We start from the raw sequence: 11,861 nt of genomic DNA on the forward strand, positions 1-11,861 counted from the left end.
AGCGCGTGCACCTGCTCGTGCGCGTCCACTCGCGTGCGCCGTACGCGCACGCGCCTACTCGTGCGCGCCTACTCGTGCGCGTCGAGGAAGACTTCGAGCCCGGCGAGGTCGTCGGTGTTGAAGTAGTCGAGGTCGGCGGCCAGCAGTTCGCCCCACAGGGCCTCGCGCGCCGGGCCCGCCAGGTCGGGCGTGGCCCAGAACCGCACCTTCTGGTGCCGCCGGTGCGCCGCCGCGATGATGCCGCGCAGCTTCGCACGCTCGGCGTCGGGGAACGGGCCGTCCCCCAGCCAGGTGAAGTTGAGCGTCCAGTTGTCCGAGATCAGCGGGACGAAGGAGGCAGGGGCCGCACTGCCGAGGTCGGTGAGCCGGCCGTCGTAGAAGGCGCGCCGCACGCTCTGCGCCTCCATGGGCGTACGGGCGGCGCGGTCGCCGGAGATCACCGCGGTGACCGGCCCCGGGCGCACACGGCCGTGCGCGTAGGTGGTGAACAGGTGCGGGTAGCGGCTCAGATGGCGGTCGAGTTCGAGGTACGTCGACGAGCCCTCGGTCTTGATGTCGATGAGGAGTTGCAGGGGCCTGCGGTATCCCCGGTAGATCGAGCCGTGGTTGGCCTTCACGCGGGCGGCGAGCGGGGCGAGATAGAGGGATTCGAGGGTGCGGGTCGGGTCGAGGTCGACCGGGTCGTGGGCGACGAGGAGCTGGTCGCCGACGAGGTAGACGTCGGCCTCGACGCTGCCGAAGCGGTGGTCGAGGGCGTCGAACAGGGGTCGCGGGTGCTCGTAGTCGTTGTGGGCGTGGGCACGCCACAGGGGGCGCCTGTGGTGCTTCTCCTCCCCCGCCAGTGCTCGCGAGGCGGGCAGGGCGACCGAGCCCGCCAGGGCGGCGCCGAGGGTGGTGAGGGCTCTGCGACGGGTGGTGAGGGCCATGCTCTGCCTCCCTTTGAAGGATGCGCTACGGACCTCAGCGAGTATGCGGTCCTCGGAGGCCCAACAAACCTTGCGGTGAGGGGAGTTGGCCGGACTGCCGCTGTCCGTTCACTTCACCCGCGGTGCGCACGCCGAGAGGCCCGCCCCTGGTGGGGCGGGCCTCTGGCGGATGTCCGTCAGGGGGCTTGCAGGTCCACCAGTTCGGCCAGTGCCGCGCGGTGGGCTCCCGCCGTACCGTACGCGATCGAGTCCGCCTTGGCCCGCTTCAGATACAGGTGAACCGGGTGCTCCCAGGTCATCCCGATGCCGCCGTGCAGTTGGAGGGCTTCCTCGGCGGTGTGGACGGCGACGGGCGCCGCGTACGCCTGGGCGACGGCGACCGACACGTCGGTGTCCGTGCTGCCGGTCGCGAGCGCGTCGGCGGCACCGCGGGCGGCGGCGCGTGTGTTGACGACCTCCAGCCACAGCTGCGCGAGCCGGTGCTTGAGCGCCTGGAATCCGCCGACGGGCCGGTTGAACTGCTTGCGTTCCTTGAGGTAGCGGACCGTCTCGGTCAAGCACCAGTCGGCGAGGCCGAGTTGCTCGGAGGCGAGCAGTCCGGCGCCGCTGCGCAGGGCCCGCCGTACAGCGGGTTCGGCGGCGCCGAGGCGACGTGCCCGCACCCCGTCGAAGGCGACCGTGGCGAGCGGCCGGGTGAGGTCGAGGGACACCTGCGGGGTGAGGGTCACGGCGTCCCCGTCCACCGCGTACAGCCCGCCGTCGTCCGCCGGAACCAGCAGCACGTCGGCCACCGCCGCGTCCGCGATCCCCGTCAGCTCCCCGTGCAGGAGGCCGCCCTCGTTCCGTACGGCCTTGTGGGCGCCGCCGGGTGCCACGGACAGCGCGACGGCGAGCGCGCCGATCATCCGGCCCGACGCCAGCACCGTCAGCAGCCCGGCGGCCTCCTCGCCCTCGCAGGCCAGCAGCGCCTCGGTGGCGACGACGGCACTGGTCAGATACGGCACAGGCGCGACCGCACGCCCCAGCTCCTCCAGCACCACGGCGACTTCACGGTGGGTGGCGCCCTGGCCGCCCAGCGACTCGGGTACGAGCAGGCCCGCCAGGCCCATCCCGTCCGAGAGCGCCTTCCACAGCTCGGGGTCGTGCGGGGTGTCCGTCTCGGTGCGGGCGATGACGGCCGCCGCGTCGCAGTGGTCGGAGAGGAGGTCGCGGACGGCGGCGCGCAGCGCCTCTTCCTCCTCCGAGTACAGCAGGTCGGGCTGGGTGCTCCGTGTTGTCGTCATCATCATCGGGTCAGGTCCTTCCACGCGACGTCCTTGTCGGTGCGCGGCTCGGACGGCAGGCCCAGCACGCGTTCGGCGACGATGTTCAGCAGGACCTCGCTGGTCCCGCCCTCGATGCTGTTGCCCTTGGAGCGCAGATAGCGGTAGCCGGCGTCGCGGCCGGTGAAGTCGACCAGTTCCGGCCGGCGCATCGTCCAGTCGTCGTACAGCAGGCCTTCCTCGCCGAGGAGTTCGACCTCCAGGCCGCTGATCTCCTGGTTGAGGCGGGCGAATCCGAGTTTCATCCCGGAGCCCTCGTGGCCGGGCTGGCCCAGGGCGAGCTGCTGGCGCAGCCGTTCGCCGGAGAGCCGGGCGACCTCGGCCTCCACCCACAGCTTCAGCAGCCGCTGGTGCAGATCGTGGGTGCGCAGTTCGGGCCGCTCGCGCCAGGTCCTGGAGACCGGGCCGATCATGCCGCCCTCGCGCGGGATGCGCATACCGCCGATGGAGACGCGCTCGTTCATGAGCGTGGTCTGCGCGACCCGCCAGCCGTCGCCGACCTCACCCAACCGGTGCGCGTCGGGAATGCGGACGTCGGTGAGGAAGACCTCGTTGAACTCGGCTTCGCCGGTGATCTGGCGCAGCGGCCGCACCTCGACACCCGGGTCGGTCATGTCGCAGATGAAGTACGTGATGCCGCGGTGCTTGGGCACGTCCGGGTCGGTGCGGGCGATGAGGATGGCCCAGCGGGCGAGGTGGGCGCTGGAGGTCCACACCTTCTGCCCGTTGACCACCCAGTTGTCGCCCTCCCGGACGGCACGCGTACCGAGCGCGGCCAGGTCGGATCCGGCGCCGGGCTCGCTGAAGAGCTGGCACCAGACCTCCTCACCGACCCACAGCGGCCTGAGGAAGTCCCGCTTCTGCTCCTCCGTGCCGAAGCCGAGGATGGTCGGCGCGGCCATGCCGAGGCCGATGCCGATGCGCCGCGGGTCGTTGTCGGGGGCGCCCGCGGCCTCCAGTTCGGCGTCCACGACGGCCTGGAGGGCGCGCGGGGCGCCGAGCCCGCCGAGGCCCTCGGGGTAGTGCACCCAGGCGAGTCCCGCGTCGAAGCGGGCCTTGAGGAAGTCGAGCCGGTCCGTGGTCGCGGGCGGATGAGCCGCCAGCAACTCCTTGGTACGGGTGCGCAGTTCGGCTGCGTCGGTCATGCGGCTGCTCCGTTCTCGAGAGAGGGCACCACGACGACCCGGCCGGTGGTGACACCGTCGCCGACCCGCTGCACGGCCGCCGCGCCGCCGCCCAGCGGCACGCGCTCGCTGACCAGTGGCTTGATGGCGCCGCGCGCGGCCAGTCCGGTGAGCTGCTCGTGGCAGTGCTGGATCAGCTTGGGGTTCTTGGTGCCGTACAGGCCCCAGTGCAGGCCGAGGATCGCGTAGTTCTTCACCAGGGCGTGGTTGAGTGCCGGGCTGGGGATCGAACCGCTGGCGAAGCCCACGACGACGATCCGGCCCTCGAAGGCGACGACCTTGGTGGACTGGGTGTACGCCTCACCGCCGACGGGGTCGTAGATCACGTCGGCACCCCGGCCGCCGGTGGCTTCCTTCACGGCGGCGATGACGTCCTGGGTCCGCCGGTCGATGACGACGTCGCAGCCCAGCTCGCGCGCCACGGCCACCTTGTCGGCTCCGCCGACCACGCCGATGACGGTGGCGCCCGCCGCCTTTCCCAGCTGCACGGCCGCGCTGCCGACCCCTCCGGCGGCGGCGTGGACGAGCAGCGTCTCGCCGGCTTCGAGACGGGCGCGGCGGTGCAGACCGAACCACCCCGTCTGGTAGCCGATGTGCAGGGCGGCCGCCTCGGCGTCGTCGAGGGTGTCGGGCGCGGGCAGCAGGGCGGCGGCGTCCGCGACGGTGTACTCGGCGAAACCGCCGTGCGGCAGCGCGGGGTTGGCCAGCACGCGGCGCCCGTCCTCGGTCTCGCCGCAGATCTCCACACCGGGCGTGAACGGCAGTGGCGGCCTGACCTGGTAGTGCCCGCGGCACATCAGCACGTCCGGGAAGTTGATGTTCGCCGCGCGCACCTTGAGCAGGACCTGCCCCTCACCGGGCACCGGTCGCTCCACGTCCTGGAGCTGCATCACCTGGCTCGGTTCGCCGAGCTGGTGTACTTGCCATGCCTGCATGCGGGGCCTCCACGGGACTGCTCTGTATGACCGGGCTCGACCGCATACTAAGCGGTCGCTTGCCGATCAGGGAACAGTCGTGTGCGTCACGCCCTCACGAACGGGCCGGACGCGCCCGCACGTGCATCCGCTCCCCCTGTGGCCCGAACAGGCTCAGGAACTCCACGGGCCCCTCCCCCGTCGACCCGAACCAGTGCGGCACCCGCGTGTCGAACTCGGCGGCCTCCCCGGGTCCGAGCACCACGTCGTGGTCGGCCAGCACGAGCCTCAGCCGCCCCGACATCACGTACAGCCACTCATAGCCCTCGTGGGTCCGGGGTTCCGGCTCGAGCTTGCGCTGCGGTTCGAGCACCTTGTACGCCTGGAGTCCGCCGGGCTGCCGGGTGAGCGGCCAGTGGGTGCGCCCGCCGCGCACGATCGGCTGGGCGCGTACGCGCGGGTCGCGCACCGGCGGCGCGCCGACCAGCTCGTCCAGCGGCACCTCGTGGGCCTGGGCGATCGGCAGCAGGAGCTCCAGGCTGGGCTTGCGCAGCCCCGACTCCAGCCGCGACAGCGTACTCACGGAGATGCCGGTCGCCTCGGACAGCCCGGCGAGTGTCGCGCCCCGCTCCTTGCGGATGCGCCGCAGCCTCGGCCCGACCTCGGCCAGCACCTCGTCCGTCCGGGAATCGTCATCCATACCCTTGCTCATGCCCTTATTGCAGATTCGGCAAGGCCGTTTGTCAATGCGGCACTGGTCGGGCGACCGTCTGCGGTGGAGGTGGTCACCATGACCGATATGACCGAGGGGACCGAGGGGTACGAGGCCGTCGTCGTCGGAGGCGGCGCGGCCGGCCTGTCCGCCGCACTGGTCCTCGGCCGGGCCCGGCGCCGCACGCTCGTCGTCGACGCGGGCGAGCCGCGCAACGCGCCCGCCGCGCATCTGCAGGGCTATCTGACCCGGGACGGCATGCCGCCCGCGGAATTCCTCGCCGCGGGACGCGAGGAGATCGCGCGGTACGGCGTCGAGCTGGCCCGGGACCGGGCGGTGGACGTGTCCCGGCAAGGCAGCGGCGAGTTCCTTGTGACGCTCGCGGCCGGACGGACCGTGCACGCGCGGCGGCTGATCCTCGCCACCGGGCTGGCGGACGAGCTCCCGGCGGTCCCGGGTGTCGCCGAGCGCTTCGGGCGGGACGTGCTGCACTGCCCGTACTGCCACGGCTGGGAGGTCCGCGACGAGTCCTTCGGGGTGCTGGCCGCCACGCCGATGAGCGTGCACCAGGCGCTGATGGTCTCCCAGTGGTCGAAGGGCGTCACCCTGTTCCTGCACAAGGTCGCCGAGGAGGAGCTGACGGCCGACGACACGCGGCGGCTCGCCGCGGCCGGGGTCGTCGTGGTGCCCGGTGAGGTCGCGGGGCTCCTCGTCGAGGACGACCGGCTCACGGGGGTCCGGCTCGCGGACGGCACCGTCCACGACCGCTCGACGCTCTTCGTGGCGCCGCGCGCGGTCCCCCGCAACGACCTGTTCGAGCGGCTGGGCGCCGAGCTGCGCGAGACCCCGTTCGGCACGTATCCGGTGGTCGACGAGACGGGCCTGACGACCGTCCCCGGCGTCTGGGCGGCGGGCAACGCGGTGGGCTTCGCCGAGCAGGTCGTGAACGCCGCGAGCGCGGGCTACCGGGCGGCGGCCACGCTCAACGGCGAGCTGCTCTTCACCGACCTCGACGCCGCCCAGGACGGGTCCCGGCCCCGGAGCTGAACCGCCCGGGTGTGGGCGGCGCCCCTCCGTAGCACCATGGCTCCATGCTGCTCGCCCGGCTCGCCCATGTGTCCCGGGAGGTCGCCGCCACCTCGGCGCGGTCCCGGAAGACCGCCCTGCTCGCCGAGCTGTTCCGGGACGCCGACGCGGACGACGTGCCGATCGTGATCCCGTATCTGGCGGGCCGTCTCCCGCAGGGGCGGCTCGGCATCGGCTGGAAGCTGCTGAGCGGGCCGGTGCCGCCCGCGCCCGAGCCCTCGCTCACGGTGCGGGACGTGGACGCCCGGCTGACGGAGGTCGGCGCGGTCACGGGTACCGGCTCGCAGGCGGAGCGCAGACGGCTGATGGACGAGCTGCGGGCGGCGGCCACCGAGGACGAGCAGCGGTTCCTGTCCGGGCTGCTCACCGGCGAGGTACGGCAGGGCGCGCTGGACGCGGTCGCGGTCGAGGGGCTCGCCGAGGCGACCGGCGCGCCCGCCGCGGGCGTACGGCGGGCGGTGATGCTCGCCGGATCGCTGCAAGAGGTGGCACAGGCGCTGCTGACGGACGGCCCGGGGGCCCTGGACGGCTTCCGGCTCACGGTGGGCCGCCCGGTGCTGCCCATGCTCGCCCACACCGCCACGACCGTGTCCGAGGCCGTGGCGAAGCTGGGCGTGTGTGCCGTCGAGGAGAAGCTCGACGGCATCCGCGTACAGCTGCACCGCGACGGCGACGACGTACGGATCTACACCCGAACCCTCGACGACATCACCGACCGGCTGCCCGAACTCACCTCCGCCGCGATGGAGTTGAAAGGCACCCGGTTCATCCTGGACGGCGAGGTGATCGCGCTGGACGAGGACGGGCGGCCACGTTCCTTCCAGCAGACGGCCGGGCGGGTGGGCTCGCGGGTGGATGTGGCCACGGCCGCCAAGAGCGTGCCGGTCTCCCCCGTCTTCTTCGACGCGCTGTCGGTCGACGGACGGGATCTGCTGGATCTGCCCTTCGCCGAACGGCACGCGGAGCTGGCGCGGCTGGTGCCCGAGCCGATGCGGGTGCGGCGCGCCCTCGCCCACCGCCCCGAGGACATCCCCTCGGCGGAACGGTTCCTCGCCGAGACTCTGGAGCGCGGTCACGAAGGTGTCGTGGTGAAGGCCCTGGACGCCCCCTACAGCGCGGGCCGGCGCGGGGCCTCATGGCTGAAGGTCAAGCCCGTGCACACCCTCGACCTGGTGGTCCTGGCGGCCGAGTGGGGCCACGGGCGGCGCACCGGCAAGCTCTCCAACCTGCACCTGGGGGCCCGCGCCGCGGACGGCTCCTTCGCGATGCTCGGCAAGACCTTCAAGGGCATGACGGACGCGATGCTGGCCTGGCAGACCGAGCGCCTCCAGGAGCTGGCCGTCGAGGACAGCGGCCACGTGGTCACCGTACGGCCCGAACTCGTCGTGGAGATCGCCTACGACGGTCTGCAGAAGTCCACCCGCTACCCGGCCGGGGTCACCCTCCGCTTCGCCCGCGTGGTGCGCTACCGCGAGGACAAGACGCCCGCGGAGGCCGACACGGTCGAGACCCTGCTCGCCGCACACCCGGAGGTGGCCCCGTGACGGGCAAGCGCAGTGCGGGACTGCTGCTGTACCGGCGCGCCGACGACGGCCCCCAGGTGCTGCTCGGCCATATGGGCGGCCCGTTCTTCGCGCGACGGGACGCCGGGGCGTGGACCGTGCCCAAGGGCGAGTACGAGCCCGCGGAGACCGCCTGGGACGCGGCGCGCCGCGAGTTCCAGGAGGAACTGGGGCTGGCGCCACCCGACGGCGAGGCCGTCCCGCTCGGCGAGGTCAAGCAGACCAACGGCAAGGTCGTCACGGCCTGGGCCATCGAGGCGGACCTCGACCCGGCGACCGTGGTCCCGGGCACCTTCGAGATGGAGTGGCCGCCGAAGTCGGGGCGGCGCCAGGAGTTTCCCGAGCTGGACCGGGTGGAGTGGTTCGGCCTGGACCGGGCCAGGGAGCTGATCGTGCCGGCGCAGGCGGCGTTTCTCGACCGGCTGGCGGAGCACTCGGACTTATAGAGACTTATGGAGAACAGCCCGCTCGAAGAACAGCCCGCTTCAGGAGGTCGGCCATGCCCATCGCGACGGTGAACCCGGCGAACGGCGAGACGCTCAAGACGTACGACGCACTCGGCGCCGAGGAGATCGAGCGCAGGCTCGCCACGGCCGAGACCACGTTCCACGTCTATCGCACCACGTCCTTCGCCGAGCGGGCGCGGCTGCTGCACAGGGCCGCCGACCTCCTCGACGAGGAAAGGGACGACATCGGCCGAGTGATGACCACGGAGATGGGCAAACCCGTCAAGCAGGCCCGCGCGGAGGCCGCCAAGTGCGCGAAGTCGATGCGCTGGTACGCCGACCACGCCGAGGAGCTGCTCGCCGACGAGGAGCCCGCCGACTCCGACGCCAAGGACTCCGGCGCCTCCCGCGTCCTGGTGCGCTACCGGCCGCTGGGCCCGGTGCTGGCCGTCATGCCGTGGAACTTCCCGCTCTGGCAGGTGGTCCGGTTCGCCGCGCCCGCCCTGATGGCGGGCAACGTCGGCCTGCTCAAGCACGCCTCGAACGTGCCGCAGACCGCCCTCTACCTGGAGGACCTGTTCCGCCGGGCGGGCTTCCCCGAGGGCTGCTTCCAGACGCTGCTGATCGGCTCGGGCGCCGTGGAGGACATCCTGCGCGATCCCCGGGTCAAGGCGGCGACACTGACCGGGAGTGAACCGGCGGGGCGCGCGGTGGCCTCGGTCGCCGGGGACGAGGTCAAGAAGACGGTGCTGGAACTGGGCGGCAGCGACCCGTTCGTCGTCATGCCGTCCGCCGACGTGGACCGGGCGGCGAGGACCGCGGTGACGGCCCGGGTGCAGAACAACGGGCAGTCGTGCATCGCCGCCAAGCGGTTCATCGTGCACACGGACGTGTTCGACGCCTTCACCGAGCGCTTCACGGCGGCCATGAAGGCGCTGAAGGTCGGCGATCCGCTGGACGAGGACACCGACATCGGCCCGCTCTCCACCGAACAGGGCCGCGATGACCTGGAGGAACTCGTCGACGACGCGGTGGAGAGCGGTGCGACCGTGCTGTGCGGCGGCGAGCGCCCCGAAGGCTTCACGGAGCGGGGCTGGTACTACGCGCCGACCGTCCTCACCGACATCACCCCCGAGATGCGCGTCCACCAGGAGGAGACCTTCGGGCCGGTCGCCACGCTCTACCGCGCCGCCGATCTGGACGAGGCGGTGGCGCTCGCGAACGACACGCCGTTCGGGCTGAGTTCGAACGTCTGGACGAACGACGAGGCCGAGGTGGACCGGTTCGTACGCGACCTGGAGGCGGGCGGCGTGTTCTTCAACGGGATGACCGCCTCCCACCCGGCGTTCCCGTTCGGCGGGGTCAAGCGGTCCGGCTACGGACGTGAGCTGTCGGGGCACGGAATCCGCGAGTTCTGCAACATCACCACGGTATGGCACGGAGCGTAAGCGTTCCGCGGCTACGATCCCCCTGTGAACCGCGAAGTGACCCTGCCTCTGATCGTCGACGACCGCGGCACGTTGCAGGTGGCGGCCGCCGACGTCAGCAAACTGCTGCGCACGGTGGGCGGCCGGTGGCTGCACCTGGTGGAGGCCGGCCAGGACGGACTCGACGAGGACACGGTGGCGACGCTGACCATCGAACTCGCCAAGCTCGCCGACCGCATCGACGTGGCCTGCATCGCGCACAGCAGCGGGACGACGTCCGACTGACGGCGCGCGCCCGCCCGGTCCACGCGCCGGGCCGACGCGCCCTCAGGCCGTCCGCTGGTCGAGTTCCCACAGGGCGTGCCAGAACCTCTCCTCGTAGCTCTGCAGCAGTCGCCCGTACCGGAGGACCTCGGTCTCCCCGATCCGCCCCGCGTCCAGCCCCGCCTGTACAGCCGTGAGCGCCTTCCGCTCCAGCTCCGGGACGGGTGCCGCGAAGAAGTCGAAGAAGCCGCACACCTCGCCTCCGAAGCCGTAGTGACGGCGCAGGGCTTCGGCGATCGCCGAGCAATAGCCGCCCCACGTGGTGAAGTTGGCGCTCAGGGCGAGCACCACGTCGGCGGGTGAGCCGTTCAGGGCCAGCCAGGCGACGTACGCGGGATAGGCCTGGCAGTCCGCGAGCGGCTCGTAGGCCGCCGCCCGCGCCTCGTCCACCCCGCAGGCGTCAGCGAACACACCCAGCCGGTCCTGGGCCAGAGCCTCACCCTCCGCGAGCATGGCGAAGAAGGCCGCGCTCTGCGGCTCGACGTCCGGACGCTCGGCCAGATGCAGGAACGCGCGGCGGTCCGCGGCGATCACATGGCGCTGTTCGAGGGCGAGGGCGGCGAGCGTGGAACGCTGGGCCGCGCCCCGGGTGATGAGGGGCAACAGCCGGTTGGCGTGGGGGTCCGGGGCGAGCTTCCCCGTGGTGTCCTCCAGCAGTTCCCTGGCCGTGCGCACCATGGCGTACTCCTTCGGTTCGGCCGTCCCGGGGCCTCTTCCCTCGTGCTCCGACGCCCTCCCAAAAATCCCCGGAATGGAGTAACCCGACGAGAGATCCCCACGCTTCCGGGTGATCGTGGGTGGACCACCCCGGTGGGTGAACCACCCCCGTGGGTGAACCACTCTTCCGCCGGGGGACGAGAGTTCCCCGGAAGGCGAAAGAAGGCGCGCGTCATGGCGACTTTGTGCAGACCTTCGGTCTCCGTGCCGGAATACGTGATCACGATGGAGGAGACGCTGGAGCTGGCTCGCTCCCGTCACGAGGACCACCCACAGCTGCCGTTGGCACTCCGACTGATCGAGAACACCGGTGTCCAAACCCGGCACATCGTGCAGCCCATCGCGGAGACGCTGAAACACCCGGGCTTCGAGGAACGCAACAAGGTTTACGAAAGTGAGGCCAAGGCCCGCGTTCCCGCCGTCATACAGCGGGCGCTGGACGACGCCGAGCTGCTCACGGCCGACATCGACATGATCATCTACGTGTCGTGCACCGGGTTCATGATGCCCTCGCTCACGGCCTGGCTGATCAACTCGATGGACTTCAGCAGCGACACCCGGCAGATACCCATAGCCCAGCTGGGCTGCGCGGCCGGCGGCGCCGCGATCAACCGGGCCCACGACTTCTGCACGGCGTACCCCGACGCCAACGCGCTCATCGTGGCCTGCGAGTTCTGCTCACTCTGCTACCAGCCGACCGACCTCAGCGTCGGCTCGCTGCTCTGCAACGGCCTGTTCGGCGACGGCATCGCCGCCGCCGTCGTCCGCGGCAACGGCGGCACCGGCATCCACCTGGAGCGAAATGGCTCCTATCTGGTCCCCAAGACCGAGGACTGGATCATGTACGACGTCCGCGCCACGGGCTTCCACTTCCTGCTGGACAAGCGGGTTCCCGGGACGATGGAACCGCTCGCCCCCGCCCTCCACGCCCTCGCGCGACAGCACGACTGGGACGCCTCCGACCTGGACTTCTACATCATCCACGCGGGCGGCCCCAGGATCCTCGACGACCTCAGCAAGTTCCTCGAGGTCCCGCCGGAGGCCTTCCGCTTCAGCCGGGCCACCCTCACCGAGTACGGGAACATCGCCAGCGCCGTCGTCCTGGACGCGCTGCGCCGATTGTTCGACGAGGGCGGCGCCGAGCACTCCGCACGCGGACTGCTCGCGGGCTTCGGCCCCGGCATCACCGCGGAAATGGCTCTGGGCCGCTGGCGCAACGCCAACGACGAGACGGTGTGACC

The 11,861-nt window shown here is 71.7% G+C and carries 12 protein-coding genes; 6 read left to right on the plus strand and 6 right to left on the minus strand.

Features of this window, described 5'->3' with window-relative positions; translation table 11 throughout:
* Positions 1 to 68 precede the first annotated feature (68 nt).
* From ACIQTP_RS28210 to ACIQTP_RS28230, 5 genes are all read right to left on the minus strand, one after another.
* On the minus strand, positions 69 to 926 hold the full coding sequence (locus tag ACIQTP_RS28210; protein ID WP_403404717.1) for a phosphatidylinositol-specific phospholipase C/glycerophosphodiester phosphodiesterase family protein: 858 nt from the start codon (positions 924 to 926) through the stop codon (positions 69 to 71).
* A gap of 176 nt (positions 927 to 1,102) precedes the next feature.
* On the minus strand, positions 1,103 to 2,215 hold the full coding sequence (locus ACIQTP_RS28215; protein WP_403404720.1) for an acyl-CoA dehydrogenase family protein: 1,113 nt from the start codon (positions 2,213 to 2,215) through the stop codon (positions 1,103 to 1,105).
* Positions 2,212 to 3,393 carry an acyl-CoA dehydrogenase family protein gene (locus ACIQTP_RS28220; protein ID WP_403404723.1) on the minus strand — a complete coding sequence of 394 codons (1,182 nt, stop codon included), beginning with the start codon at positions 3,391 to 3,393 and terminating at the stop codon, positions 2,212 to 2,214. The genes ACIQTP_RS28215 and ACIQTP_RS28220 overlap by 4 nt, the downstream gene beginning before the upstream one ends.
* Positions 3,390 to 4,367 (minus strand): NADPH:quinone oxidoreductase family protein, encoded by a 978-nt coding sequence (locus ACIQTP_RS28225; RefSeq protein WP_403404726.1) that lies wholly within the window; start codon positions 4,365 to 4,367, stop codon positions 3,390 to 3,392. Before ACIQTP_RS28225 ends, ACIQTP_RS28220 begins: the two co-directional genes overlap by 4 nt.
* A 94-nt stretch (positions 4,368 to 4,461) precedes the next feature.
* A complete protein-coding gene (locus ACIQTP_RS28230; RefSeq protein ID WP_403404729.1) occupies positions 4,462 to 5,046 on the minus strand; it encodes a helix-turn-helix domain-containing protein in 585 nt (194 codons plus the stop codon).
* Between the two features lie 90 nt (positions 5,047 to 5,136).
* Between ACIQTP_RS28230 and ACIQTP_RS28235 the strand changes: the two genes are divergently transcribed.
* From ACIQTP_RS28235 to ACIQTP_RS28255, 5 genes are read left to right on the plus strand one after another with little or no spacing between them, the layout of a single operon-like run.
* Complete coding sequence (locus tag ACIQTP_RS28235; RefSeq protein ID WP_403404732.1) at positions 5,137 to 6,105, plus strand: NAD(P)/FAD-dependent oxidoreductase; 969 nt, start codon at positions 5,137 to 5,139, stop codon at positions 6,103 to 6,105.
* A gap of 44 nt (positions 6,106 to 6,149) precedes the next feature.
* Positions 6,150 to 7,688 carry an ATP-dependent DNA ligase gene (locus ACIQTP_RS28240; protein ID WP_403404735.1) on the plus strand — a complete coding sequence of 513 codons (1,539 nt, stop codon included), beginning with the start codon at positions 6,150 to 6,152 and terminating at the stop codon, positions 7,686 to 7,688.
* Positions 7,685 to 8,152: an NUDIX domain-containing protein gene (locus ACIQTP_RS28245; RefSeq protein WP_403404737.1), complete on the plus strand. Its 468-nt coding sequence runs from the start codon at positions 7,685 to 7,687 to the stop codon at positions 8,150 to 8,152. Before ACIQTP_RS28240 ends, ACIQTP_RS28245 begins: the two co-directional genes overlap by 4 nt.
* Positions 8,153 to 8,205: 53 nt before the next feature.
* Positions 8,206 to 9,600, plus strand: a complete 1,395-nt coding sequence (locus tag ACIQTP_RS28250) for an NADP-dependent succinic semialdehyde dehydrogenase (RefSeq protein ID WP_403404740.1) — start codon at positions 8,206 to 8,208, stop codon at positions 9,598 to 9,600.
* Positions 9,601 to 9,624: 24 nt separating this feature from the next.
* A complete protein-coding gene (locus ACIQTP_RS28255; RefSeq protein ID WP_054228947.1) occupies positions 9,625 to 9,864 on the plus strand; it encodes a DUF6213 family protein in 240 nt (79 codons plus the stop codon).
* Positions 9,865 to 9,906: 42 nt separating this feature from the next.
* On the opposite strand, the gene ACIQTP_RS28260 is transcribed toward ACIQTP_RS28255, so the two are convergent.
* Positions 9,907 to 10,581, minus strand: a complete 675-nt coding sequence (locus ACIQTP_RS28260) for a transcriptional regulator (protein ID WP_403404743.1) — start codon at positions 10,579 to 10,581, stop codon at positions 9,907 to 9,909.
* A 213-nt stretch (positions 10,582 to 10,794) separates the two neighbouring features.
* Between ACIQTP_RS28260 and ACIQTP_RS28265 the strand changes: the two genes are divergently transcribed.
* Positions 10,795 to 11,859, plus strand: a complete 1,065-nt coding sequence (locus ACIQTP_RS28265; RefSeq protein ID WP_402052167.1) for a type III polyketide synthase — start codon at positions 10,795 to 10,797, stop codon at positions 11,857 to 11,859.
* The last annotated feature ends 2 nt before the right edge of the window (positions 11,860 to 11,861 follow it).

Source organism: Streptomyces sp. NPDC090798, assembly GCF_044768965.1.
Taxonomy (GTDB): Bacteria; Actinomycetota; Actinomycetes; order Streptomycetales; family Streptomycetaceae; genus Streptomyces.